This window comes from Synechococcus sp. N26, assembly GCF_900473975.1.
GTDB lineage: Bacteria > Cyanobacteriota > Cyanobacteriia > PCC-6307 > Cyanobiaceae > Parasynechococcus.
Genome location: NZ_UCNM01000009.1, coordinates 1 through 23,048, shown reverse-complemented (window position 1 = coordinate 23,048; position 23,048 = coordinate 1). Strand labels below are relative to the sequence as shown.

Below are 23,048 nucleotides of genomic sequence, written 5' to 3'. Positions count from 1 at the left end.
CTAAGGCAAAAAAAAGTCGTTGAGGAGTGGGGCGACTAGTCACCTACCAGCACCTCGTTGATTCGGTCTTCGAGCGTCCTGTCCTCATCTGCAGGAGCAATGGCATCACCAGTTGCCCTGAGTAGGTCAGCAGTGATCTGCCTCGCGTCTTGGTTGGTGAAGAGGAGGAACCCCAGACCAACACCCAAAAGGATCTTCAGCACGGCACCTCTCCCTGTTGTCGAATGATCCGACGAACCATCGATGTCGTCATCCCCATTGCTGACGCGATGGTTCCGTATCCATCTCCTCTGGAGCGACTGAATCTTCCGATTTCCCCCCCTTGACCAATCCCCGCAAACCTGGAGTAGAACATATGAACTACTCATGAGGAGGGTTCGATGTCGGAAGAGGAATGGGATTTTGTGGATGGTTTGAAGCAGACCAGGTCCTCGTGCGTCTGCATGACCTGCCAGCACTTCTCCTATGTCTGCGACCAGCACTGCCACACGTTGCTGACCTGTGGTCTTCAGCGTCGTCAGGTGCCACACGGCGAGCACCTGACGAAGAGGTGTCGCAACTGGATGGTCCGTAGGGAAGCGGAAATGGGTTGGTGCCCGGAGGTGGCGTGATGCAAGAGGGATGGTTGATCGATGCCAACGACCATTGGGTCTGGCGGTTTCACCAGGACAACTCCGCCTGGGTAAGGGATCCCAAGGTCTTTATCGACCGAGGGCGTCAGATGCCCGAAGGTCCACCGCTGCTCAAGGAGCGCCGATATCTGAGGAAAGACGCTGCAGAGCAGTTGTGGAGGTCTCTCCAGACGCAGGGGTGGAAGAAGACGAGACCGCTGTGGGGTGCAACTGCCGAACCCTGAGTAGGTCTATTTGCGGATGTCGTCCCTTGGCGGCATTCCTAGAAAAAGAGCACGACACCTACGGAACCGCACTTCATTAGGACGGGGTTAGGTGCCAAGGGGCGGGTAACTCCCGCCCTTCTTCATGGGTAGGCATCTTTAGAGGCAGGGTTGGAAACCTCTGAAGACGCCTGACTGGGGCGTTTCTGCTGAAGAACCTTGAAGCAGCGTCTGCCGTCTTGCTTTTGCTGGGATTAGACAGTTCAAAGATCGTCACTTTCCTGACATGTCTGCTAGGTGCGTCAATTGCCAGAACTTCCAGGGAGAACCTGGTTTCAGCGGCATTTGCCGTGTGTGGCAGCACATTGTTCCTGCTTGGCGCTCGCGCTTCTTCAGGTGTGAGCACTGGACGCCCCAGCGGTTCGGCAACCCGTAAGCACAAATGCTTATTAGGCGGTGTTAGACAAGTTGCATCGCATGAGAGCGAGGAACCCAGGAGGTCAAACACTCCTGGGTCTTTTCTTGGAAAACGCTCACGGTACCCACGGCAGTCCCCCTTCATCAGTGAGGGTGGTTGTCGCTTGGCGTCGTCCCGCCCAGCGGCACTTTCAGTTCCCGAAGGACCGATAGGGATACCGGTCCTTTTTTTGTGTCTATGGGGCGCAGAAAGGGGTAGTTCCGCTCATGCCCCAGTGCTCTGAACCCCCTTAGAACAGGAATGAGGTCAGAGACCGCTGAAGCAGTAACCAGGTCTCAACGACCTTCAGGGGGGTCCCGCACCCCCCTTTTAAATGCGCGCTTCTACGCATGGCGGCAGCACTCCAGGGGCGTGAAAATTCCATCAACCCTCTCTGGAGGGGTGAATGCGTCTTCTTGGGAGGGACTAGGGAACCCTCCTTTTTTGTGCGTCCCGTGACCCAAGTGGTCGTTTAGTCGTTATAGCGACGTTGTGTTGCCATCCCTCGCGTCATTCTCTGGTTGCTTCCTTTTCGGTGAAAGGGGGCGATGCGTCGAACGCGGGGGTGCTTAGGGAACACCCCCACTTTTTTGGCAGTTTGTAAAAAGCGCTCTCGACGCTTCCTTTGCACCGGCGATGCTGGTCATGGACCTCCCGGTTCGACGCATTCATACCCCGATTGGGCGGCATTCCCTGCCGCCTTTTTTATTGCTTACGGACGACCGAACCATGAGCGGTCCTCACCACCTTTTCTGACGGTTCTCCTACTCCTCACCGGAGAAGACCAGGAGGAAGGTGATGGTGCGTCAGAACGAGAGGACGGGACCTCTGGGGTGTGGGCACTCCAGGGGTCTTTTTTTGCCCTTGGGTAGGGGAAATCTGGGGACCTTTCCCCGTCTGACCGAAAGGGCGTGCTCCCCTACCGTTACGGCAAAATTCAATCGGGTGCTTGAGGCACTAAAAAGGCACGTAATAACACCAGATATGGTGCTTTCACGTGCCTTTTTAGGCGTTTTCGGGAAATGCCAGGACCCAGATTTGAACTGGGGACACGGCGATTTTCAGTCGCCTGCTCTACCAACTGAGCTATCCCGGCGCGCCGCGGAAGCGACACAGGAATCTTAAATCACCGCCTGCGCTCCCTTGCGGGGGTTCGTCCCAGGCAGATCAATCCAGCCACGCGGTGGCCAGCAGCTTCAAGGGCCTGACGGGCAGCCGATGCGGTGGACCCGGTTGTGAGGATGTCGTCCACGAGCCAGACCGAGCTGTGGGCTCCTTGTTTGTCCATGGGGAAGGCCTGGAACGCCCCGATCAGGTTGGTTTGGCGTTGGCGTCTGTTCAGATGGTGTTGGCTCAACCCGGCACGGGTGCGGTGCAGCAGCGCTGCCGTCGGCCGGCCCAATCCCAGGGCAATGCGCTGCGGCAGGGGGTTGGATCGTTGCCGCTTCCAGCTTGGAATCGGCACCAGCACTGCTGTTGCAGGCAGGGTGAAGCGCTCAGACCGCAGCTGAACCAAGGCCGCAAGCGCTTTGCATTGGTGCGGTTGACGCAGCTTCAGCAGCAGCTGGCGCAAATTGCCTGCGTAAGGCCCGAGAGCACACCACGGCAAGGGCATCGAGGCACGTGGTGCAGGGAGCCGTCTGCGGCAGCGGGCTGTCCCAAGGTCCATCGCAGATCGGGCAGAGGGGCTCGATCAGAAGGGTTTGGGCAAATGCCAGGAGTGCGCGATGCACAGCAGGTCTGTCGCTGCAACGAGCGTTCCACTGTTGGGTTGAATCGCTCCGAGATCAGGCGCCTTCTTTGGGCATCGCCCGCAGCATGGCCACCAAGGTGCGGTGAGCGTCTTCGCTGTCGGTGAGGGTGTGATCGAAGGCAATGCTGACGCTGGCGCCATCCACCTCCAGTTCCATGGTTTCTGCTTTCACAGACACCATGCGCGCTGCAGCGGGATTGCTGACGCCGCCGTAGTGCTTGGCGTAGGCGAGCACCGCTTCGGCATGGTCGTCGTTCATGTGTTTGCAGATCCGTGTGCTGACGGCATCAGTGAGGGGGTCTGCAGGCATTGGGATCAAACAGGTGAGTGCAATCTTTGCAGTGATCGGCTCAAGCGAAGCGCTCGATCAACAAAAGGCCGAGGCGAATGCCACTGAAGCCCACGTACCCGGCCAGAACGACGAAAAGGCCGATGGCCAGACCATCGCGGAGCTTGGTGGGCATGGGGGTGGGGCGTGATGCCGGAATTCTCACCCGACCAGGCCCTGTTGGGCCAGTCGCGCCACCCCTGCAGCAGGGGGAGTTTGGCAACTCGTTACGGCGCAGCCGAGGCGGCGTTCCCGGAGCCGTCGCCATTGGGGATTGCGCGCTCCACCGCCGATGCTGATGATCCGCCTGGGTGCAGCAGCACCCAGCTCGTTCAGGCGCTGCCAACCCTGCGCTTCGATCTCGGCGAGACCTTCCAGCAGTCCATGCAGATACATGGCATCGCTCACCGGCCGTGGTTCAAGCACCGGCTGCAGCTCTGGATCATCGACTGGGAAACGTTCCCCCGGGGCGGGAAGCGGCCGAAGGCGGAGTCCGCTGTCGGTGTCTGGGTTGATCTGGCGGCTCAGTTCGCTGAGTTGCTCGTCGCTGTAAAAACGCCGCAGCACACCGGCCCCTGCATTGGAGGCGCCTCCACAGAGCCAGCGTCCGCCCACGCGATGGCTGGTGACGCCCGGGGCGTGCAGGGGCGTCTCGGTGAAGCACTTCATCACCAGGGTGGTTCCCAGCACGGTGATCCCATCTCCGGGACCGGGATCGGCGGCGAGCACGGCGGCATTGGAATCCGTTGTGCCGGCAACGACGATCAGATCGTTCTCCAGGCCCAAGGCCTTCGCCTGCTCCGGTGCGATCGTCCCGAGAATGCTGCCGCTGGGACGGATTTCAGGCAGTGCCTGCCGCCAGGACTGTTCGGCAAAACGGGCTGGCCAGCTGTTGGTGATCAGATCCCAACCCAGACGCAGGTTGTTGCCTTCTTCTCCCCAGCGCCAATCGTTCAGCAGCCATCCGCTGATCCAGTCGGCCTGATGCCGCAGCAGGATCGCCTCGCCATGGCAGTTGAGGAGCCGCAAGGCCCGGGCCAGGCTGCCGCTGCAGCTGGCGGCTGGACTACCGGGATCCACCAAAGGCTGCAGGGCTGACTGCAGCTCAGGGCAGCTCTGGGAGTAGGCCAGTGCTTCCCCCAGTGGGGAACCATCGTGATCACAGGCCAGCAGCGTGCCGGAGGTGCCATCCACGGCGAGTGCTTGCAGCTGGGATCGCAGCTGGGCTGGGATTGCCCTGATCAGATTTCCACAGCCTTCGCGCCAGCTGTGGGGGTTGGTGAAGTCTCCGCCGTAGGCCTGGCATCTGCTGTCGAGAACCGCGCCGTTAGCGGCAACAACGGCTGTGCGGATTCCGCTGGTGCCCAGGTCGATTCCGAGCACCAGCGGTGAATCCGTCATGGCTTCAGGCCGCGGCGACCTGCTTCAGCTCCTGGCTTTTCGCTGTCACGTCTTCCCAGGGGGCGTTGAGGTCGTTGCGCCCGAAATGGCCGTACGCCGCAGTGTCCTGATAGAAGCGGCCACCACGTTGCTGGGGCAGGTTGCGCAGGCCGAAGGTCTCGATGATGGCGCCGGGGCGCAGATCGAAGTGCTCCTGCACCAAGGCGGTGAGGGCATCGTTGGCCAGTGCGCTGGTGCCGAAGGATTCCACCAGGATCGAAACGGGCTTGGCCACGCCGATGGCGTAGCTCAGCTGCACTTCGGCCCGTTCGGCGAGCCCTGCGGCCACAAGGCATTTGGCCACGTAGCGCGCGGCGTAGGCGGCTGAACGGTCCACTTTCGTGGGGTCCTTGCCAGAGAAAGCACCACCGCCGTGGCGGGCATAGCCGCCGTAGGTGTCCACGATGATCTTGCGGCCGGTGAGGCCGGCATCGCCCTGAGGACCGCCCACCACGAACTTGCCGGTGGGGTTCACCAGATACTTGGTGGCCTCGCGGGAGGGCTTGAGGGCCAGATCGGCGGTCGCCGGCTCCACTACATGGGTCCAGAGGTCTTCGGTGATGCGCTCGCGGATGCCCTGCTCATCACTGATCCCGTCCACTTCAGCGGTGTGCTGGGTGGAGATCAGGATCGTGTCGATCGAGACGGGCTTGTCGTTTTCGTAGACGACGCTCACCTGGGTTTTGCCATCGGGAAGCAGGTAACCCAGGGTTCCGTTGTGGCGCACTTCGGCCAGGCGGCGCGACAGCCTGTGGGCCAGGCTGATCGGCAACGGCATCAGCTCGGGCGTCTCGTTGCAGGCGTAGCCGAACATGATTCCCTGGTCGCCGGCGCCCACCAGATCAAGGGGATCACCGGCGTGGTCGTCGGCCTCGTTCACGCCCTGGGCGATGTCGGGGGACTGTTGGTCGAGGGCCACCAGCACCGCACAGCTGTTGGCATCGAAGCCACCGGCCCGGGCGCCGCTGTAACCGATCTCCTTGATCACGTTGCGCACCAGGTGGATGAAATCCACCTGCGCCTTGGAGGTCACCTCACCGGTGATCATGCAGAGGCCGGTGTTCACAACGGTCTCGCAAGCCACACGGCTGGCGGGATCCTGGGCCAGCAGAGCGTCTAGAACGGCGTCGCTCACCTGGTCGCAGATCTTGTCGGGATGCCCTTCGGTTACGGACTCAGACGTAAAGACGTAACGGCTCATTCGGCGCTCCAGATCGGGCGACTTTACGAGTTGGTGCTTACGGAGAGGTGATCCCAGCTGTGGAGCAGATGCTGGGCTGATGGCAGTTTCGGAGCACTCTTCCAGCCACCGGTGAAGCCGATCACGCCGCCGATACCGGCTTCGAGGGCCATTTGGAGGTCGGTCTCCGCATCGCCAACCAAGGCACACCGTTGGGGTGGCAGGCCAAGCCTGTTGCACAGCTCCAGAACGGCCTGTGGATCGGGTTTGCGCGGATGGTCGTCAGCACTCCAGATGCCGGCAATGCCTGCGCCGAGCTGATGGTGAGCCAGGAAGTCTTCAATGCCGGAATGGGTGTCGTTGCTGATCACAGCTGCGGTGATGCCCTGCTGGTGCAGGTCCTGCAGCAGTTGCCCAGCCCCGTTGATCAACGGGCTTGGGGTTGAGTCGATCAGGCCCTCCTGGTCAACCGCGTCGAAGCAGGTGTGGGCCAGGGAGAGAGCCTGGGGCCATGAGCAGCCCATCAGGCAGAACACCGTTGCAGTCGAGGCGATGTTGTCCTGCCTGGAGGCAACCGCCAGTGTTCCGCCGGGATCGAGCATGCCTCGATCAACACCAAACGCTCTGCGCAGGGTGTGGCTCAGCTCAGAGGGGTGCAGCGCAGGGGCTTGTTCCTGAGCAACCTTGACGGCTTTGTTGATGCGTGCGTCTGCCAAGGCCAGCAGATGCGGCTCGCTATGGGAAAGGGTGCCGTCCTTATCGAACAGCACCCCTTGGAAATTGCCGATGGGATGTCCCTTCAGCAGTAGTTGGGCCATCAGGCTCAGATCATCATGGAGCTGATCGGATCTTCGCCCTCTTCGGCCTGCTCCATCAGCATCTGCTTGTAGCGAGCAGCCATTTCCTCGGCCTTCTCGAACACCTTCTGGGGGTCGGTGAGCATGTCGCCGGGTTCGGGCTCGAGAGCCTTCGTGGACAACGAAATCCGGCCGCGCTCGGCATCTAGATCGATGATCATCACTTTCATCTGATCATTCACGTTCAGCACCGAGTGGGGGGTCTCGATGTGCTCGTGGCTGATCTCGGAAATGTGCAGCAGACCGCTGACACCACCGATGTCGATGAAGGCGCCGTAGGGCTTGATGCCGCGGACGGTACCCACCACAACTTCGCCCACTTCCAGGCGATTCATCTTCCGCTCCACCAGGGCGCGGCGGTGGCTGAGCACCAGGCGGTTGCGCTCTTCGTCCACCTCGAGGAACTTCAGAGGCAGGAAGTCGGCAACCAGTTCTTCCTTCGGCTTGCGGGTGCTGATGTGGGATCCGGGGATGAAGCCCCGCAGACCTTCCACGCGCACCAAGGCACCACCACGGTTGGTGGCAAACACTTCGGAGTAGATGGTGGCGTCTTCTTTCTGGAGCTGGCGAACCCGCTCCCATGCCCGCTGGTATTCGATCCGACGGATCGACAGCGCCAGCTGACCATCTTCGTTCTCCTCACTCATGATGAAGAACTCACGGATCTCACCGGGCTGGAGCACGTCGCTCAGACCCTCGACCCGGTTGATCGACACCTCTTGCAGAGGCATGAAGGCAGCCGTCTTGGCGCCGATATCGATCATGGCGCCCTTCGATTCCAGGGCGAAGACCGTGCCGTTGACGATGTCGCCAGGCTTGAAGTTGTAGTCGTACTTGCTGAGGAGAGCCGCGAACTCATCCAGGGTGAATCCTGCGTCGTCCAGGCTGCGGCTGGCGGCGCGGCTGGTTGGATCATCCGCTGTGGGGACGTCTTCAGGAATGCTCAGGTCCTCACCCTCAAACGCCTGTTCGGCGGCGGCGGTTTCTGCAGAGGCTTCTGTGGCGTTCGCGTCCTGAACCTGATCCTGGATCTGATCTTCTGTCGGAGTCGCAGACATGGGGGGCTGGCGGTCTACCTCAGGTGGGTAGTTCGAAAAAATCGCATGGAACGCCCGCCGACGTTTCACGGAGAACTACTGACTTTACAGACACGACCGACGGCTTTCTTGCGCAGCGATGCCCTGCACGGGTTCAACGAACCGATTCAGCGCACTGGTTCAGCAAACCGATTCAACGAACAGTGGCCAGATGGTTCTGTTCCTGATCGGCGTTCAGTGTTTCCAGGGTCGAGACGAAGTCGTCGATGCCTCGGAACTGGCGGTAGACGGAGGCGAACCGGATGTAGGCCACTTCGCTGATCTGTTTGAGATCCTTCAGCACGAATTCACCGATCTCGGTGCTGCTCACTTCCTTGCCGGTGCGTTGCTGGAGTTTCAGTTCGAGTTCTTCCACGAGGGATTCGAGCCGAGAGGTTTCCAAGCCCGTTTTCTCGCAAGCTCGATTCAAGCCGTGCAGCAACTTGCTGCGACTGAAGATTTCCCGGTTGCCGTTGCGTTTGATCACCGTGATCGGAACGGTCTCCACCCGTTCATAGGTGGTGAAGCGAAATTCACAGTTGAGGCATTCACGCCGTCGTCTCACGCTGCGTCCACCATCCGCTGCCCTTGATTCGAGAACGCGACTATCTGTGTTTTGGCAGGAGGGGCACTGCATCCCCGAGGGCATCAATTAGTTGCACCAACTGTAGACACTGATTTGAGACTTGAGAAGGGCCTAGTGGACATCAGTCTCATTTGAGGATTGCGTCGATGGCTGTTGCTGACGTGAGACTGCTGTGATCCGCTCGCGCGGGCGAGACCGGCTTGCGACGGTGGGTGATGGAAAGCATAAAAAAACCCCGCCGAGGCAGGGTTTTGGGAGATCAAATCACTTACCGATTTTCGGCGGATCGCGGAAGGCGATTGCGAAGAAGAGAGTGGCAATCGCGAGGGTAAGGATGAGGACGTAAGCGAAGCTTTCCATCGTGTTGTTCCTAGAGGGCGATCAGTTGAGGGGAGTTCCAGCGGGGGGAACGTAGCCCTCGGGCAGGCGACGGGTGGTTTTGTCACCGAGCTTGGCGAAGAGGCCAAACTCCACCTGATCTCCGAGGTCGGGATCAATACCAGCGAACACGTCGCGGTACAGGGTGCGGGCACCGTGCCAGATGTGGCCGAAGAAGAACAGCAGCGCGAAGGTGGCGTGGCCGAAGGTGAACCAGCCGCGTGGCGAGCTGCGGAACGTGCCGTCAGAGTTGTAGGTCTCACGGTCGAAGTCGAAGGCTTCACCCAGCTGAGCCTTACGGGCAAGGCGCTTCACGTCGGCAGGGTCAGTGAAGGTCTGGCCGTCCAGGGCACCACCGAACACCTTGGCGGTCACGCCCTGTTGTTCGAAGGAGAACTTGGCTTCCGCACGACGGTAAGGAATGTCGGCACGGACGATGCCCTGCTCATCTTCCAGAACGACAGGGAAGTTCTCGAAGAAGTTCGGCAGACGACGGACTTCGAGGTTGCGACCTTCTTTGTCGCTGAATGCGATGTGACCAACCCAAGCGGTTGCCAGACCATCACCGTTCACCATCGGACCCACGCGGAACAGACCGCCCTTGGCAGGGCTGTTACCGACGTAGTCGTAGAAGGCGAGCTTCTCAGGGATGGCTTCGAAGGCTTCTTCCTGAGTAGCGCCATCGTCGATCGCGGTTTGTACGCGACGGTTGATCTCAGTCTTGAAGTAGCTCTGATCCCACTGGTAACGGGTGGGGCCAAACAGCTCGACGGGAGTCGCAGCAGAGCCGTACCACATGGTTCCAGCCACGATGAAAGCGGCAAAGAACACAGCTGCGATGGCGCTGGCCAGAACGGTTTCGATGTTGCCCATCCGGAGCGCTTTGTAGAGACGCTCGGGCGGACGCGTGGTGATGTGGAAGATGCCGGCAATGATGCCGACGATGCCAGCAGCAATGTGGTGGGCAACGATTCCACCGGGATTGAAGGGGTTGAAACCTTCGGGTCCCCAAGATGGTTGAACCGCCTCGAGATGACCTGTTAGTGCATAAGGGTCAGAGATCCACATTCCTGGACCGAAGACCCCAGTGAGGTGGAAAGCTCCGAAGCCGAAGCAGCCGAGTCCAGCGAGAAGCAGGTGGATGCCGAAGATCTTCGGCAGGTCGAGAGCAGGCTCGCCGGTGCGGGGATCCTGCCAGATCTCAAGATCCCAGTAGGTCCAGTGCCAGATGGCGGCCAGCATCATTAGGCCGGAGAAAACGATGTGAGCGGCAGCGACGCCCTCGAAACTCCAGAAGCCGGGATCAACACCCGTTTCACCGGTGATGCTCCATCCACCCCAGCTGCCGGTTACGCCCAGGCGGGACATGAAAGGCATCACGAACATGCCCTGACGCCACATCGGGTTCAGGACAGGATCAGACGGATCGAAAATGGCCAGCTCATAGAGAGCCATGGAGCCGGCCCAGCCGGCTACGAGGGCTGTATGCATGAGGTGCACAGCCAGAAGGCGGCCCGGGTCATTAATGACAACGGTGTGCACCCGATACCAGGGCAATCCCATGGGTCAGGTTCGGGGGACAAGACTGCTTATGCAGTCAGACATGGGCGATCGTAAGGGCTTCAGTCCATAGGGCGGGGGAAAAGTGACCTGCCCGCAACGGTCAGTGACATGAAAGTCAGGACCCTGCTGTTCACAAAACGCAATGCTTCAGCCCATGATGGGGGTTGGTTGCTTGTGAGCTCATGCCCGTTATCCGGTTTGTTCGCGAAGGGCGTGATGTGGAGTGTTACCCCGGTGAGAATCTGCGTGAGGTGGCCCGTCGCGAGGGGATCGAGCTCTACGGCCTGAAGGGGCAGCTGGGCAATTGCGGAGGGTGTGGTCAGTGCATCACCTGCTTCGTTTCCGTGGTGGACGAAGACAACGCCGATGCGCTGACGGCACGCACTGCCGTCGAAGACAGCAAGTTGCGCCGCAGGCCCCAGGAGTGGCGCCTGGCATGCCAGGCCCTGGTGGAGAAGTCCCTCATGGTTCTCACCCGGCCTCAGGTGAGGCTCGCCAATGCTGATTCGAGATTGGCTGCGGCCAGGCAGGCCCCGCTGCCGGCGGGTCCCACGGCATGGCCAGCGCCTCCGGCCACTGAGCTGGATGAGGACGATCAGGATGGGGGCGATGGCGACGGCCGAGATGCCAAGGCTGCTACCGCCGGTGACGAGGCCTAGGGCAGACGCTCCCCAGGCCTCTTGTCGGTGATACCTTCGCCTGGACCCCTCCAACGGCCATGGAAACCAACGATCTCGGATTCGTCGCCAGCCTCCTGTTCATCCTGGTTCCGGCGATCTTCCTGATCGTGCTCTACATCGGCACGCAGAACAAAGAGGCCTGATTCAGCTCTGTTCAGGCTCACGCACCAGCAGCACAGGGGCTGGTGCGTGCACTCGGATGTAGTCGCTGACTGATCCGCCCAGAAGCTTGTCCAAATCCACCAGCCCTCTGGCCACAAGAGGACGTCGATCCTGAGAGGCGATGACCACCAGGTCGGCGTTGCACTTCGATGCAGCCTGGCAAACGCTGCGACCGATGTCCTTCCCTTCGGTGTGGATGGCTTTCATGTCGACGCCGAAACCCCTGGCCCGCTGAACAGCGGCATCAAGAACCTCGTCTGCTTTTGTGCGGCCTCCCCGGGAGGGTGCGGACTCCTGGCGTACGACATGAACACCCGTGAGGGTTCCGCCAGGGATTTCACGCACCAGTTCGCAGGCCGTGCGCAGAGCGTCGTCTCCAACGCCTGTTCCGTCGATCGTCACCATCACGCGGTTTACATGCTTCACGTAGAGGTCATCCCGCACCAGCAGCATCGGCCGCGTGGACAGTTGAAAGACGTATTGGCTGGTGCTGTTGGCCAGGATCGATTGAAGGCGTCCCAGTCCGCGGGATCCCATCACGATCAGATCGGCCTGAACCTCATCGGCAACCTTGAGCACGGTCTGCTTGGCGTCGCCCTCGCGAATCAAGGTGCTCACGCTTGATGGGCTGAGTCCCATCCGCGTGATTGCGCTGCTCAAGAGGTTTTCTGCTTCGTCGCGATGGCCGTCGGATTGCGCCTTGCTTTGTTCCGAGACCACATGCAGCAAATTGATTTTTGCGGCCTTCAAGCTGGGAATGTCCTGGAGCATTCGGATCATTTCCTCGACATGACCCTTGCCCGAGTCGGCAATCAGAAGGTTCCTGAACACAGGGAGAAGAAGCAGCCTCTGCGGAAGCCTATGGGTGGTTGCCTCCATGGAGAGAAGCTGATGTCACAGCGTTACGCGGATCATGTACACCCTTACCAAGCGTGTGCTCCCGCAGCACACCGATTACGCCGGTGTGATGTGGCATGGGGCCTATGTGCAGTGGCTTGAGGAAGCCAGGGTTGAGGCCCTCGAGGCTGCGGGCCTTGGCTATGCCGCCATGACCGCGATGGGTGTCGATATGCCGGTGGTGTCCCTTCACCTGGATTACCGCCAGCCGCTCCGGCACGGCGACGAAGTGTGTGTTGAAAGCCGATGCCCTGGTCAGCAGGGGGTGCGCTGGCCATGGATCTCACGCTTTGTCTGCGGAGACGCGGTGGTTGCGGAGGCGTCGGTGAATCTGGTGATGGTGCGTGAGGGGCGCGTACTCAGGCGCGTGCCGGCGCAGCTGCAGGAGGTGATGGATCAGCTGGTGCGCCAATCGCTCTGAATCGAACCCTGAGCCACCGCTGCCGTGCTAGTACACATGTACTTGCTCAGTGCTGGTGCGGGGGTGGTGGTGGCTCTGGACCTTTTGCCTTGGCTTGGGCAACGCCCGCATGGCTGATCTGCGCAGGCTTTGCCGCGACCAAGCCATCGGCCCTGATCAGCTCTGGGGGTGGCCGATCGAACGCTTGGGCCAGGCGCTGGCTTGGCCGGCGCACTGTTTGCGCGACGTTGAGCGTTACAGGTTCGAGCACGGGGCTGCTCCGAAGCTTGACGTGCCTGCTTGTGCCCTTTTGCCGGGTGATCCTGGTTGGCCTCCTTGCTTGGATGATGTGCAGGCATCCCCTTCCGGGCTCTACGTCGAAGGGGATCGATCGCTGCTTCGGCACATCCATGCCCGCACAGCCATCGCAGTGGTGGGCACGCGTTCCGCCTCGGACCATGGTCTTGCCATGGCTGAAGAACTGGGCCGTGGTCTGGCCGAGGCGGGTTGGCCCGTCCTTAGTGGTCTTGCGGAAGGGATTGATGCTGCAGCCCATCGTGGCTGTTTGGCCAGAAACGGTGCACCCATCGCGGTGTTGGGGACACCCTTGGACCGTGTCTATCCAGCCCACCACCGATCGTTGCAACAGCAGGTCGGCAGGCAAGGGCTGTTGATCAGTCCGAGTCGGTCCGGCTGCCGTGTGCGCCCAGGGCACTTCGCGGCGCGGAACCGTTGGTTGGTGGCCTTTGCCCAGGCGCTCGTGGTGGTGGAGTGTCCGCAACGCAGCGGAGCACTGATTTCGGCCCGCTGGGCGAGTCGGATGCAGTGCCCCATATGGGTGGTTCCGGGGGATGCCCGCCGTTGGTCCTGTCGGGGCAGCAATGCCCTGCTTCGGGATAGTGCGACTGCCTTGATTCACCCTGAGGATCTGCTTGCTTCCATTGGCGAGGGCCCCTTGAGGTCAGAGGAGTCACGCGGCAAGCATCAACGGTTGATGGAGGCCATTGGCTCAGGGGCGACCTTTGATCAGCTGGTGCTTCGTTTGCAGTGCTCCCCCGCTGAGCTGGCCCCCCAGCTTTTGGCGCTTGAGTGTCGGCGCGAACTGCTGTGTGAATCTGGATTGCATTGGCGCAAGCCTCGGCATTGAGAGACTGCACAACCGTTGCCGGCACTGATGTGTTGCAGTGGCGGCGCCAACAACTCGCCCGAGGTGGCACCGCGGCAGATCTGGATTGGCTGCTTGATCTGGCCGCTGGTCTTCGTTGGGCCAGCCTGCAACGGCTGTTGCTGGACCCCACGCGCACCGTCGCCCTGGAGCAGTCCCTAGAGGTGCTCTCTGAGCTGTGGGAGCGTCACCTTCATGGGAATGTTCCCCTCCAGCACCTGGTTGGGCTCTGTCCCTGGCGGGATGTGCTGCTTGAGTCGTCGCCTGCCGCATTGATTCCCCGTCAGGAAACGGAACTGCTGGTGGATCTGGCCATGAGCCAGTTCAAAGCCACCCCTCCCGCTCGTTGGGCTGACCTCGGCACTGGTTCAGGAGCCATCGCTGTGGCTCTAGCCCGTGCCTGGCCCATGGCACCAGGGCATGGCGTCGACCTCAGTTCCGATGCCTTGCAGTTGGCAGAACGCAATCTTGAGCGTTGCGCCCCGCATCACAACTGTTCGCTGCACCTCGGGTCGTGGTGGTCTCCCCTCAAGAGCTGGTGGGGAAGCCTGGATTTGGTGGTCAGCAATCCTCCATACATCCCTTGTGCTGTGGTCGACGGTCTTGAGGGTGTGGTGCGCGACCACGAACCTCACTTGGCGTTGCTTGGGGGAGCAGATGGCTTGGATGCGATCCGCAGCGTGGTGGATGGCGCCCTAACGGGGCTGTCGCCCGGAGGTTGGCTTCTGCTCGAACACCACCACGACCAGAGCGCTCAGGTGACGCAGCTGCTGCGGGATGCCGGCTTGGTGGAGGTCAGAGCGGCCGCTGATCTTGAGGGGACCCTTCGCTTTGCGCTTGCTTGCAAACCTGCCGCATCAAGCTGATGCAACGCCTGCGATGAAGGAAGGATTCATGCCTGCTCCGGTTCTGGCCGCTTCCGACCTGACGCTGCGGCTTCGTGCCGGTGAAGCCGCGATCATTCCCACCGACACGCTGCCTGGCCTGGCGGTGCTGCCCGATCAAGCCCAGACCCTCTGGCGCTTGAAATGCCGACCAGCCGATAAGCCCCTCATTCTGATGGGTGCATCCGTCAATGACTTGCTGCACGAGGTTGAGGGTTCCTGCCATCGGGAGGTTGAAGCGTTGGCTGAGCGCTATTGGCCTGGAGCGCTCACGCTGGTGTTGCCTGCCCGTGATGGTGGTGCAGGCCGGTATCTCAACCCAGGTGGAACAACCCTGGGCTGCCGCATTCCGGCCTGTGAGCAGACCCGCGCGCTGCTTCAGATCAGCGGGCCGTTGGCCACCACCAGTGCCAATCGCTCCGGTGAATCCGCCAGCATGACCTCAGCAGAGGCGGCTCTGGTTTTCCCTGATGTCGCGCAGCTGGGTCCCCAGCCCTGGCCTCAACCCTCGGGCCAGGCCAGCACGGTGTTGGCCTGGGTGGAGGAAGGACGCTGGCGCCTGGTGCGCCGGGGTGCTGTGATTCCAGCAGGGGTTGAGGTGCTCGAGTGATCTCGCTTTTTGGACTCTGCCTGCTGGTGATGGCCTTGCTTCATTGGGTTCTGGAACCCCTCGAAGCGGTCTTCACCTGGACGCTTCAACTGAATCTTCTCCCCTGGTTGTTGGGGGTGTTCTTCATCTGGCTGCTGGCGGGCGAATCAGACCGCAGTACGTCGCCCTGATCCAGATCAAGCCGGCTAACGGATTTGAACCGATGGCCTTCGCTTTACAAAAGCGCTGCTCTACCGCTGAGCTAAGCCGGCATGGGCTGCATCGTACCGGCTGCCAGGCGATTCAAGGCGGGGTCTTGATCGCTGATCAGCCAAAGCACCAGCTCGAGTCGATTGCGACATCCGCTTTTCCGGAGTGCCCTGCTGATATGGCACTCAACGGTGCGATGACTGATCACCAACCGCTGGGCGATGGCTCGGTTGTTGAGGCCTTCAAGCAACAACAGCACTACTCGCTGTTCAGCGGGGGTGAGGAAGTCCGGGATTCGAGGTTTCAAGCTTGAGCAGGTTGCTGCTCAGAGGGTTCCACCTTCGCGGGTTGGGCGATCGGGCGACGGATTGGCAGGTTGGCCACCAGGGCGGTGACGCGATCTTCCGTCTCGAGACTCACATCACCTTCAGCGAGGTCGATCTCCACGTAGCGGGCCACCACTTCGAGAATCTCGCGGCGCATTTGTTCGAGCAGCTCAGGATTGAGGTCGCTGCGGTCGTGGGCCAGCACCAACTGGAGGCGCTCTTTGGCTGTTTCTGCACTGGCGGGCTGACGGCGCAGGAGTTTGTCGATGAATTCCTTGAGTGTCATCGCCTCAGAAAATCCGGGTTTGCATCAGCTTGCGCATCCTGGCGCGGAGGCCGCGGCGGGCCTGGGAGGGGTCCATCAGAGGAATGTCTTCACCCTGAAGCCGTTGAGCGATGTTGCCGTAGGCCTGGGCCGCTGGGGACGAGGAATCACTCAGGGTCAAGGGTTCACCGCGGTTGGTGCTCACGATCACCTGTTCGTCTTCAAAAACAAGCCCCAGAAGAGGTAACGCCAGGATGTCGGTGACATCGTCCACCGAAAGCATTTCCTGGTTCGACATCATCTTCGGCCGCACCCTGTTGAGCACGAGCTGCACAGGCTGCACGCCCTGGGTGTTTAGAAGCCCGATCACCCGATCAGCGTCCCGCACGGCGGCCACTTCCGGGGTGGTGATCACCACTGCTTCTCGAGCTGCGGCCGCGGCATTTTTGAACCCGTCTTCGATGCCTGCCGGGCAGTCGATCAACACGTAATCGAACTGGCGTTCCAGCAGAGCAACGATGGCCTGCATGTCCTTGGGCTTGAGCCACTCGAGCATCCGAGGGTTGCCCGCAGGGAGCAGGGCCAGATTGGGCTCCTGCTTGTGCTTCACCAGGGCTTGCTCCAGCCGGCAGGTCTCGGCCAGCACCTCCTGAGCGGTGTAGACGATGCGGTTCTCCAGGCCCAGGAGCAGATCGAGGTTCCTCAGACCGAAGTCCGCGTCTAGAACCACGGTCTTGGCGCCTTGGCGGGCAAGGGCGATCCCAAGGTTGGCCGTGGTCGTTGTTTTTCCGACACCGCCCTTGCCAGAACAGATGAGGATGGTTCGGGTCGTCGACACCAGGGTTCTGCTTTGGTGCGGCCAGAATAATCTGGCTTTTCGGCCTGACAACGACGTCAGCGTTTTTGAAAGCTCTGGATGACGGCGGGTTCAATGGCGATTACGCCATCCTTGAGCTCGGCCTGTTCGGCCAAACCCGCCTGGGGCAGATCCTCGGGGCCTCGGGCGACAACGTCAGCAATCCTCAGTTGCAGTGGCCGCAGCTGCAGGGCAACGATTTTCGCGGTTGTTGACCCCTCACATCCGGCATGGGCCACGCCCCGCAGGCGACCCCACACCAAAACATCAGCGGCTGAACTGATCCGCGCTCCGGGATTCACATCGCCATAGAGAAGGATGGTGCGTTCGCTTTGGAGATGGTCACCGGAGCGCAGGGTTCCGTGGTGAAACAACAGCTCGGAAGGGGCTTTCGCCACAGGATTGGGCTGGAGTTCACGGCTGGACGGCGTGTTGGACCGGCTTGCGTCAAGTCCCAAGGCTGAAGCACTCACAACGGTCTTGGCTGCCTGGCCGGTGATGCGTCCGAGTTGATGGCCTGCCTCGCTCACGGCGGCGCACAAATCAGCGAGGTCGCTGCAGGTCAGGACCCAGTCCCCGCAATCGAGATCAACAATCGGCTGGGAACACCTGCTCAGCAGATCCGGCAAACGATCCCTCCAGTGATCAAGGCGCTGGTCGGGAAGCCTCAAGGTCATGGCTGCTTCACGCTGCTGCTGCTCGGGGCCATTCAACGTCCATCTCCTGCCTGAGTTCGTTGCTGATGTCGCGGGGGTGAATCAACCAGGAGGTTGCCGCCGGGGTCGCCAGACTTGCGACAAGGGGAGAGGCTTTCTCCAGGGCTTGGAGTTGTTGCCCGTCCCAGAGGCGCAAGCCGCCTCGATAGGGGTGGTACCCGCGCAGCTGTTGATGACGCAATCCGCAGCAGAGTTCCGGGTCGTGGCCATGACGATCGGCCAGGCGCCTTGCTGTTGCGAGCAATTGCAGTTGATCCGCCGGGGAAAGATGTTCAACGGCCGTTGCTTTGAGCAGGCGTCGATCTAGGAAACGCCCACTCAGTTCAGCCAGGGCTGCTGGCGCTTCGGCTTGCCAACGCTGGAGGTGGTAGCCGGTGCGTTGGTCATCGTTAGCGAGGAAGTCCTCCAAGCGGATCTGGTCTGGTTGCCAGAGCCAGGTGGCCATCACCTCATCAGCCCACACCTGGTCAGGCCCCAGTTGTCGTGCTGTCAGGATCAGTTTTTCCAGCAGCCAGTTGCACACCACATTCAACCGGTGGTTGTAGACGCTCCTGTACATGAGGTTTCTCACCACCAGGTAGTGCTCCACAGCCATCAGACCCTTGGGATGAATGGCCATGTCCCCGTCAGGGGCCAGGGTCAGCGCTCCCAGGATGCGGTCGAGATCCAGTTGCCCGTAGCGCGTTCCGGTGCTGTAGCTGTCGCGCAGGAGGTAATCCAGTCGGTCGCAATCCAGCTGACTGCTAACCAGGTGTTTGATCAGGGGGTGAGGGCTGCGTCCATGCTCCAGCAGGTTCGCCACCTCCTCAGCCGTGCCGGATGCATGGCTCTCCAGACAGTCATGGATCTCTGGGTGATGCCGGATCACCCGCGCTGACCACGCTTCATGGTGCAGGCCAAACATCTCTTCGCCGGTGTGGCTGAGGGGGCCATGGCCAATGTCATGGAGCAAAGCAGCTCCGTAGAGCAGCCCCCGATACGTCTCCAACTCGGGTGCCAACGGCAGCATCCGCTCAAACGCACGGCGTGCCAGATGGAAGACCCCCAGCGAGTGGGTGAATCGACTGGATTCAGCGCTGTGAAAGGTGAGGTAGGCCGGACCCAGCTGGCGGATGCGTCGCAGGCGCTGGAACGGCGCCGTGTCCACCAGGTCCATCACCATCCCCTCGGCTGGGGCTTGGCGGTCAAGACCAATGCCGCGATGCAGAGGGTCGTGATAGGTCCGCTGGCTCATGCCTCGGTCTCTTCAGCGGGTTGTTCCAGCAGGGCCTCCATCCATTGCTCAGCTTCCGAGAGCCAGCGATCACCGTCACCGCCGGGGTTCAGGGGTTCCGGATCTGACAATCCACGATCGGGAGCGATGCCTTCCCCTTGGATGTCTCGTCCACTCGGTGTCACATAGCCAGCAACGGTCACGGCGAGGCCGCTGCCATCGCTGAGGTTGCTCAGCGTTTGAATCAGCCCTTTGCCGAACGTCTGTCCTCCGAGAAGGGTGGCGCGTTCGTTGTCCTGAAGGGCTCCAGCCAGGATTTCACTCGCACTGGCCGTCCCTCCATTCACGAGGGTGACCATCGGTCCGTCGTACACCGTCTGGAGACTGGCCTGGATGGTGTCATTGATGCCCTCGCGATTGCGGGTTTCAACGATGGCGCCACCGGAAAGGAAGTCGTCGGCAACCGCTAATCCAGCGCTCACCAATCCGCCTGAGTTGTTGCGGAGGTCGAGCACCAATCCTTCGATCTCCTTGTTCTGCAGTTCTGTGAGGGCTTCTTTCACCTGTTCGGGGACTCCTTCGCTGAACTGGGTGATCCGCAGATAGCCAAGGGTGTGACTGCCGCTGCGCAAGCGCCTTGTGCGCACCGGCCTGAGGTCCACGCTGCGGCGTTCCAGGGTCAGCTCGTTTGTTTCTCCGCTGCCGTTGTCCAGCGTCAACACCACCTGCGAACCCACGTCTCCTCGCAGCGCTGCCACGGTTCCCTCCAGACCCAGATCCACCACGTCCCGGCCATCAACAGACAGCAACTGCGTTCCACTGGTGATTTCCGCCTCGCCGGCCGGTGAACCCTCGAGGGCAGAAATCACCACAACACCCTTGCCGCCTTCATCCGGCCCGAGTTGCAAGCCCACACCGCTGAGGCTGCCGTTGGTGCTGTTCTTCAGCGCCGTGTAGTCCTCTGGACGAAGCAGTCGCGTGTAGGGGTCGCCCAGCTGAGCCAGCATCGATTCGATGGCTGCATAGGCATCGTTGCTGCTCTCGATGCTGCGTTCCATGGCCCTCTGCCGTTGACGCTTCCAACGCACCGCATCAAGTTGCTCTGGGTTCCAAAAGCCCTGGTTCACAAGCCGCCAGCTGTCCACCACGAGCTGTTGTGTGTCGCTAAGTGCAACGGCTGTGCAGGCGCTGCCCAGCACCAAAAAGCAGCAAAGAGACGCTGCGATCAGTTGCCTCAGCGCCTGAAAACCTTTGCGCCGCAGCCAGTCTGAAAGATCGTTAACAGTTGGATACATCGCGGTGGGTTCGCCTCAGTGGCAGAAGCGTGCTCAGTAGACTTTCGCAACTCGAGCCCGCTTGTGCATGGCGAACTCATCACCGGTTTACGACTGGTTCCAGGAACGTCTGGAAATCCAGGACATTGCTGACGACATTGGTTCTAAGTACGTGCCCCCCCACGTCAACATCTTTTATTGCCTGGGGGGCATCACGTTGGTGTGCTTCCTGATCCAGTTCGCGACTGGGTTCGCGATGACCTTCTATTACAAGCCCACCGTTGCTGAGGCTTACAAGTCGGTCGAATACCTGATGACCGACGTCAGCTTCGGTTGGCTGATCCGCTCTGTGCACCGCTGGAGCGCATCAATGATGGTGTTGATGCTCATCCTTCACGTGTTCCGCGTGTACCTCACCGGCGGCTTCAAGCGTCCCCGTGAGCTCACTTGGGTCACCGGCGTGACCATGGCTGTCATCACCGTGTCCTTCGGTGTGACCGGTTACTCCCTTCCCTGGGACCAGGTTGGTTACTGGGCTGTGAAGATCGTTTCCGGCGTCCCTGCTGCCATCCCTGTTGTTGGCGATTTCATGGTGGAACTGCTTCGCGGTGGCGAAAGCGTTGGTCAGGCCACGCTCACTCGCTTCTACAGCCTTCACACTTTCGTGATGCCCTGGCTGCTGGCGGTGTTCATGCTCATGCACTTCCTGATGATTCGGAAGCAGGGCATTTCTGGTCCCTTGTGATCTGCGTTCCTACTGTTCCCTCAACACCTGGACTAAACGATGCACATTCTCAAGAAGCCTGATCTCTCTGACCCCAAGATGCGGGCCAAGCTCGCCAAGGGCATGGGTCACAACTATTACGGCGAGCCTGCCTGGCCTAACGATCTCCTCTACATCTTCCCGGTGGTGATCCTCGGCACCATCGCCTGTGTCGTTGGTCTGGCAGTCCTGGATCCAGCCATGCTCGCTGACAAGGCTGATCCCTTCGCCACCCCTCTGGAAATTCTTCCTGAGTGGTACCTCTACCCCGTGTTCCAGATTCTGCGGGTTGTTCCCAACAAGCTTCTGGGTATTGCTCTGCAAACCCTCGTTCCCCTGGGGCTGATGCTTGTTCCTTTCATCGAGAGCTTCAACAAGTTCCAGAACCCTTTCCGTCGTCCCGTGGCGATGACTGTCTTCCTGACAGGAACCCTTGTCACCATCTACCTCGGTATTGGTGCAGCACTTCCGATCGACAAGTCCCTCACCCTCGGACTGTTCTGATCCGTTCTTCGAGCTCAGCTGATGGACCCCGGCTCCCAGAGCCGGGGTTTTTTTGTGCCATGGCTGCGGTGGTTCGTCAGTGACCCATCGATTCGTCGAGGTTGAGCATCAGCACGTCGTCTGGGTTGACGTGGAGAAAGTGGTGCATCAGCAGAAAACCAACGATGGTCCAGGTCTGATAGGTGCGTGATTGCTGTCCAACCCAGGTTCCTGTGGGGCCATCGAAATATTCAGCCCACTGCTGACGGGGCAGTTGGTTGAGATGGCTCCAGTAGCACTCGTCCAACAGCGTTTTCATTTGCCCCATCAGCAACACGTCGGCCTGGGGATTCAGCCGTTCGTGCAGAAGGATGGATGCACCAAAAAACCAGAGCAGGCTCGGCCAGTGGCCACCGTTGTGATAACTCCAGGGCCAGTTCTTGGGGTCGGAGCCCGTTTTGTTCTCCCATTCCACGCCCTCCATGGGGGGATGACAGATGCGCATCGGCATCTGAGCCATGAGGTGGTCACGGTTGTGGAGCACCAGTCGGAACAGGGCCCGTTGCTGTGGCGCGGTCAGCAACCCGAACAGCGATGCCAGGGAATTTCCCAAGGAGTAGAAGCGGAAATCCGGTCGTCCGGTGCGCATGTTGCCGATCATGTAACCGCCACGGTTCTCGAGCCAGTCCTGCAACCAGTCGGGGATGACCTGGGGTTGAACGTTGAATTCGTTGTGGTGCTGGTTTTCGCCGTACTGCTCCGTGGGGCGTCGCCGAAGCACTTGCATCGTTTTGCTGGTCACCCAGTAGTGCTTCAGCAGGAACTGCCGCAAGTCATGGGTCCATTGCCGGCTCAGCCGTAATCGTTCCCCTAGAAGAACGCTGTTCTCGTGGCGTTGGCAGATTTCCATCAGCCCAACGCAGCTGCGCAGCGCTGCGAAGAGCAGCACTTCCACTTCCAGTGGAGCGCCCCACACGTCCATGGGGCGATCAATCATGAACGCGCAGTCGGGAACGAACAGCACCGGTGTGCCCTCGAAGCTGGGGTGAAGAACCAGATCGAGCAGCAGTTGCAAACCGCGTTGCACTTCCGGACTGCGACCGAAGTCGATGTCCCCACTGCGTTTGACGTAGATCCAGCAGAGAATCGGCCACCAGAGGCTTGCATCCACTGAGGTGATGCGACCGATCGAGCGCTGGCCATAGTCGGCAACCAGTTCTCCCTCTTCCTCCACAAAGCTGGTGGGGAAGACACCGCGGGTTTGAACGTTGGTGCTTTGGAGCTGAAGGCTGACGCTCAAAAACTGCTTCACGATGGCGAAGCGGCCCTCCAGCATCAGGTAGATCATCACGGGAACGTTGTCCCGCAGGAAGATCTCCCCGTAGTTGAGGGCGTCGTCAGCGCGGCGATGTTCCATCGCGGCAACGCTGCCGGCGAGTTCCCCCTGGACGCCAATCAGCGTGGCTTCGAAGTGTTCCCGTGCTTTTTGCAGCACCTGCTCTTCGTTTGAGTTGGGGCGGAAACGCTGGCTTTGTTCGGTGAAACGCGTTGGCATCGCGGTGACCTCCAACTGAAACGTAGTTTTGGCAATGGGTTTCGCCAGTGGAAGCAACCCTTCAGATCTTCAATGCGGCTTGCCCATTGCGACCTCGAGGGATGTGGTGTTATGGTTTTGTCTTGCGCGGGAGCCGAGAGGCGAGCGCGCAAGCCGA

At 60.6% G+C, this 23,048-nt stretch carries 28 protein-coding genes and 2 tRNA genes; 10 read left to right on the top strand and 20 right to left on the bottom strand.

Going from position 1 to position 23,048, the window contains the following annotated elements:
- Positions 1-35 precede the first annotated feature (35 nt).
- Positions 36-539, bottom strand: coding sequence for a hypothetical protein (locus DXY33_RS12935; protein ID WP_170950979.1), 504 nt, complete (start codon positions 537-539; stop codon positions 36-38).
- A gap of 53 nt (positions 540-592) precedes the next feature.
- On the opposite strand from DXY33_RS12935, the gene DXY33_RS06815 reads away from it, so the two are divergent.
- On the top strand, positions 593-856 hold the full coding sequence (locus tag DXY33_RS06815; RefSeq protein ID WP_371634673.1) for a DUF1651 domain-containing protein: 264 nt from the start codon (positions 593-595) through the stop codon (positions 854-856).
- Positions 857-2,315: 1,459 nt separating this feature from the next.
- Here DXY33_RS06815 and DXY33_RS06810 read toward each other — a convergent pair.
- From DXY33_RS06810 to psbB, 10 genes are all read right to left on the bottom strand, one after another.
- Positions 2,316-2,388 (bottom strand) — tRNA-Phe (locus tag DXY33_RS06810).
- Positions 2,389-2,418: 30 nt separating this feature from the next.
- Complete coding sequence (locus DXY33_RS06805; protein ID WP_244275915.1) at positions 2,419-2,961, bottom strand: ComF family protein; 543 nt, start codon at positions 2,959-2,961, stop codon at positions 2,419-2,421.
- Between the two features lie 118 nt (positions 2,962-3,079).
- Complete coding sequence (locus DXY33_RS06800; RefSeq protein ID WP_011363472.1) at positions 3,080-3,355, bottom strand: DUF2470 domain-containing protein; 276 nt, start codon at positions 3,353-3,355, stop codon at positions 3,080-3,082.
- Between the two features lie 180 nt (positions 3,356-3,535).
- Entirely contained in the window at positions 3,536-4,774 is a 1,239-nt protein-coding gene (locus DXY33_RS06795; RefSeq protein WP_115132287.1) for an FGGY-family carbohydrate kinase, read from the bottom strand.
- 4 nt (positions 4,775-4,778) lie between these two features.
- Complete coding sequence (gene metK / locus DXY33_RS06790; protein WP_114987395.1) at positions 4,779-6,014, bottom strand: methionine adenosyltransferase; 1,236 nt, start codon at positions 6,012-6,014, stop codon at positions 4,779-4,781.
- 23 nt (positions 6,015-6,037) lie between these two features.
- Positions 6,038-6,811: an HAD family hydrolase gene (locus DXY33_RS06785; RefSeq protein WP_115132286.1), complete on the bottom strand. Its 774-nt coding sequence runs from the start codon at positions 6,809-6,811 to the stop codon at positions 6,038-6,040.
- Positions 6,812-6,816: 5 nt separating this feature from the next.
- The gene (locus DXY33_RS06780) at positions 6,817-7,908 is read right to left on the bottom strand and encodes a 30S ribosomal protein S1 (protein ID WP_115010536.1); all 1,092 of its coding nucleotides are present in this window, start codon (positions 7,906-7,908) and stop codon (positions 6,817-6,819) included.
- A 172-nt stretch (positions 7,909-8,080) separates the two neighbouring features.
- A complete protein-coding gene (gene nrdR / locus DXY33_RS06775; protein WP_115132285.1) occupies positions 8,081-8,563 on the bottom strand; it encodes a transcriptional regulator NrdR in 483 nt (160 codons plus the stop codon).
- A 213-nt stretch (positions 8,564-8,776) separates the two neighbouring features.
- Positions 8,777-8,872, bottom strand: coding sequence for a photosystem II reaction center protein T (locus DXY33_RS06770; protein ID WP_011128841.1), 96 nt, complete (start codon positions 8,870-8,872; stop codon positions 8,777-8,779).
- 21 nt (positions 8,873-8,893) lie between these two features.
- Complete coding sequence (gene psbB / locus DXY33_RS06765) at positions 8,894-10,453, bottom strand: photosystem II chlorophyll-binding protein CP47 (protein WP_115132284.1); 1,560 nt, start codon at positions 10,451-10,453, stop codon at positions 8,894-8,896.
- Between the two features lie 182 nt (positions 10,454-10,635).
- Between psbB and DXY33_RS06760 the strand changes: the two genes are divergently transcribed.
- Together DXY33_RS06760 and psbM are read left to right on the top strand one after the other, a co-directional pair.
- A complete protein-coding gene (locus DXY33_RS06760) occupies positions 10,636-11,112 on the top strand; it encodes a 2Fe-2S iron-sulfur cluster-binding protein (RefSeq protein ID WP_115132283.1) in 477 nt (158 codons plus the stop codon).
- A 59-nt stretch (positions 11,113-11,171) separates the two neighbouring features.
- A complete protein-coding gene (psbM, locus tag DXY33_RS06755) occupies positions 11,172-11,276 on the top strand; it encodes a photosystem II reaction center protein PsbM (protein ID WP_115022976.1) in 105 nt (34 codons plus the stop codon).
- A gap of 1 nt (position 11,277) precedes the next feature.
- On the opposite strand, the gene DXY33_RS06750 is transcribed toward psbM, so the two are convergent.
- Positions 11,278-12,126 (bottom strand): universal stress protein, encoded by an 849-nt coding sequence (locus tag DXY33_RS06750; protein ID WP_115132282.1) that lies wholly within the window; start codon positions 12,124-12,126, stop codon positions 11,278-11,280.
- An 82-nt stretch (positions 12,127-12,208) separates the two neighbouring features.
- On the opposite strand from DXY33_RS06750, the gene DXY33_RS06745 reads away from it, so the two are divergent.
- From DXY33_RS06745 to DXY33_RS12295, 5 genes are read left to right on the top strand one after another with little or no spacing between them, the layout of a single operon-like run.
- On the top strand, positions 12,209-12,613 hold the full coding sequence (locus DXY33_RS06745; RefSeq protein WP_115132281.1) for a thioesterase family protein: 405 nt from the start codon (positions 12,209-12,211) through the stop codon (positions 12,611-12,613).
- Positions 12,614-12,668: 55 nt separating this feature from the next.
- Positions 12,669-13,739 (top strand): DNA-processing protein DprA, encoded by a 1,071-nt coding sequence (locus tag DXY33_RS06740; RefSeq protein WP_371634670.1) that lies wholly within the window; start codon positions 12,669-12,671, stop codon positions 13,737-13,739.
- On the top strand, positions 13,736-14,623 hold the full coding sequence (prmC, locus tag DXY33_RS06735; RefSeq protein ID WP_244275913.1) for a peptide chain release factor N(5)-glutamine methyltransferase: 888 nt from the start codon (positions 13,736-13,738) through the stop codon (positions 14,621-14,623). Before DXY33_RS06740 ends, prmC begins: the two co-directional genes overlap by 4 nt.
- Positions 14,624-14,636: 13 nt before the next feature.
- Positions 14,637-15,251: an L-threonylcarbamoyladenylate synthase gene (locus tag DXY33_RS06730; protein ID WP_244275911.1), complete on the top strand. Its 615-nt coding sequence runs from the start codon at positions 14,637-14,639 to the stop codon at positions 15,249-15,251.
- Positions 15,248-15,421, top strand: a complete 174-nt coding sequence (locus DXY33_RS12295) for a hypothetical protein (protein ID WP_170950980.1) — start codon at positions 15,248-15,250, stop codon at positions 15,419-15,421. The genes DXY33_RS06730 and DXY33_RS12295 overlap by 4 nt, the downstream gene beginning before the upstream one ends.
- A gap of 9 nt (positions 15,422-15,430) precedes the next feature.
- On the opposite strand, the gene DXY33_RS06725 is transcribed toward DXY33_RS12295, so the two are convergent.
- The 7 genes from DXY33_RS06725 to ctpZ form a co-directional block, all read right to left on the bottom strand.
- Positions 15,431-15,502: transfer RNA gene (locus tag DXY33_RS06725), tRNA-Thr, on the bottom strand.
- Positions 15,493-15,747, bottom strand: a complete 255-nt coding sequence (locus tag DXY33_RS06720) for a helix-turn-helix transcriptional regulator (protein WP_371634667.1) — start codon at positions 15,745-15,747, stop codon at positions 15,493-15,495. The genes DXY33_RS06725 and DXY33_RS06720 overlap by 10 nt, the downstream gene beginning before the upstream one ends.
- Complete coding sequence (gene minE, locus DXY33_RS06715; protein ID WP_006851856.1) at positions 15,744-16,052, bottom strand: cell division topological specificity factor MinE; 309 nt, start codon at positions 16,050-16,052, stop codon at positions 15,744-15,746. Before minE ends, DXY33_RS06720 begins: the two co-directional genes overlap by 4 nt.
- Positions 16,053-16,056: 4 nt before the next feature.
- Entirely contained in the window at positions 16,057-16,869 is an 813-nt protein-coding gene (gene minD, locus DXY33_RS06710; RefSeq protein WP_006849989.1) for a septum site-determining protein MinD, read from the bottom strand.
- Positions 16,870-16,925: 56 nt separating this feature from the next.
- On the bottom strand, positions 16,926-17,564 hold the full coding sequence (gene minC / locus DXY33_RS06705; RefSeq protein ID WP_115132384.1) for a septum site-determining protein MinC: 639 nt from the start codon (positions 17,562-17,564) through the stop codon (positions 16,926-16,928).
- A gap of 7 nt (positions 17,565-17,571) precedes the next feature.
- Positions 17,572-18,837 carry an HD domain-containing protein gene (locus tag DXY33_RS06700; RefSeq protein WP_115132279.1) on the bottom strand — a complete coding sequence of 422 codons (1,266 nt, stop codon included), beginning with the start codon at positions 18,835-18,837 and terminating at the stop codon, positions 17,572-17,574.
- The gene (gene ctpZ / locus DXY33_RS06695) at positions 18,834-20,111 is read right to left on the bottom strand and encodes a carboxyl-terminal processing protease CtpZ (RefSeq protein ID WP_115132278.1); all 1,278 of its coding nucleotides are present in this window, start codon (positions 20,109-20,111) and stop codon (positions 18,834-18,836) included. The genes DXY33_RS06700 and ctpZ overlap by 4 nt, the downstream gene beginning before the upstream one ends.
- Positions 20,112-20,178: 67 nt before the next feature.
- Here ctpZ and petB point away from each other — a divergent pair, with 67 nt between their 5' ends.
- Together petB and petD are read left to right on the top strand one after the other, a co-directional pair.
- Positions 20,179-20,835: a cytochrome b6 gene (gene petB, locus DXY33_RS06690; protein WP_011363493.1), complete on the top strand. Its 657-nt coding sequence runs from the start codon at positions 20,179-20,181 to the stop codon at positions 20,833-20,835.
- A 39-nt stretch (positions 20,836-20,874) separates the two neighbouring features.
- Positions 20,875-21,357 carry a cytochrome b6-f complex subunit IV gene (gene petD / locus DXY33_RS06685; protein WP_006851144.1) on the top strand — a complete coding sequence of 161 codons (483 nt, stop codon included), beginning with the start codon at positions 20,875-20,877 and terminating at the stop codon, positions 21,355-21,357.
- A 76-nt stretch (positions 21,358-21,433) separates the two neighbouring features.
- On the opposite strand, the gene DXY33_RS06680 is transcribed toward petD, so the two are convergent.
- Positions 21,434-22,891: a glycoside hydrolase 100 family protein gene (locus tag DXY33_RS06680; RefSeq protein WP_115132383.1), complete on the bottom strand. Its 1,458-nt coding sequence runs from the start codon at positions 22,889-22,891 to the stop codon at positions 21,434-21,436.
- Positions 22,892-23,048: the final 157 nt, after the last annotated feature.

What these genes read in the sequence shown, in the direction of transcription:
- DXY33_RS06805 (WP_244275915.1), bottom strand. Translation starts at nt 2,961, where the DNA reads ATGGACCTTGGGACAGCCCGCTGCCGCAGACGGCTCCCTGCACCACGT.
- DXY33_RS06800 (WP_011363472.1), bottom strand. Translation starts at nt 3,355, where the DNA reads ATGCCTGCAGACCCCCTCACTGATGCCGTCAGCACACGGATCTGCAAA.
- DXY33_RS06795 (WP_115132287.1), bottom strand. Translation starts at nt 4,774, where the DNA reads ATGACGGATTCACCGCTGGTGCTCGGAATCGACCTGGGCACCAGCGGA.
- metK (WP_114987395.1), bottom strand. Translation starts at nt 6,014, where the DNA reads ATGAGCCGTTACGTCTTTACGTCTGAGTCCGTAACCGAAGGGCATCCC.
- DXY33_RS06785 (WP_115132286.1), bottom strand. Translation starts at nt 6,811, where the DNA reads ATGGCCCAACTACTGCTGAAGGGACATCCCATCGGCAATTTCCAAGGG.
- DXY33_RS06780 (WP_115010536.1), bottom strand. Translation starts at nt 7,908, where the DNA reads ATGTCTGCGACTCCGACAGAAGATCAGATCCAGGATCAGGTTCAGGAC.
- nrdR (WP_115132285.1), bottom strand. Translation starts at nt 8,563, where the DNA reads ATGCAGTGCCCCTCCTGCCAAAACACAGATAGTCGCGTTCTCGAATCA.
- DXY33_RS06770 (WP_011128841.1), bottom strand. Translation starts at nt 8,872, where the DNA reads ATGGAAAGCTTCGCTTACGTCCTCATCCTTACCCTCGCGATTGCCACT.
- psbB (WP_115132284.1), bottom strand. Translation starts at nt 10,453, where the DNA reads ATGGGATTGCCCTGGTATCGGGTGCACACCGTTGTCATTAATGACCCG.
- DXY33_RS06760 (WP_115132283.1), top strand. Translation starts at nt 10,636, where the DNA reads ATGCCCGTTATCCGGTTTGTTCGCGAAGGGCGTGATGTGGAGTGTTAC.
- psbM (WP_115022976.1), top strand. Translation starts at nt 11,172, where the DNA reads ATGGAAACCAACGATCTCGGATTCGTCGCCAGCCTCCTGTTCATCCTG.
- DXY33_RS06745 (WP_115132281.1), top strand. Translation starts at nt 12,209, where the DNA reads ATGTACACCCTTACCAAGCGTGTGCTCCCGCAGCACACCGATTACGCC.
- DXY33_RS06730 (WP_244275911.1), top strand. Translation starts at nt 14,637, where the DNA reads ATGAAGGAAGGATTCATGCCTGCTCCGGTTCTGGCCGCTTCCGACCTG.
- minE (WP_006851856.1), bottom strand. Translation starts at nt 16,052, where the DNA reads ATGACACTCAAGGAATTCATCGACAAACTCCTGCGCCGTCAGCCCGCC.
- minC (WP_115132384.1), bottom strand. Translation starts at nt 17,564, where the DNA reads ATGACCTTGAGGCTTCCCGACCAGCGCCTTGATCACTGGAGGGATCGT.
- DXY33_RS06700 (WP_115132279.1), bottom strand. Translation starts at nt 18,837, where the DNA reads ATGAGCCAGCGGACCTATCACGACCCTCTGCATCGCGGCATTGGTCTT.
- ctpZ (WP_115132278.1), bottom strand. Translation starts at nt 20,111, where the DNA reads ATGTATCCAACTGTTAACGATCTTTCAGACTGGCTGCGGCGCAAAGGT.
- petB (WP_011363493.1), top strand. Translation starts at nt 20,179, where the DNA reads ATGGCGAACTCATCACCGGTTTACGACTGGTTCCAGGAACGTCTGGAA.
- petD (WP_006851144.1), top strand. Translation starts at nt 20,875, where the DNA reads ATGCACATTCTCAAGAAGCCTGATCTCTCTGACCCCAAGATGCGGGCC.
- DXY33_RS06680 (WP_115132383.1), bottom strand. Translation starts at nt 22,891, where the DNA reads ATGCCAACGCGTTTCACCGAACAAAGCCAGCGTTTCCGCCCCAACTCA.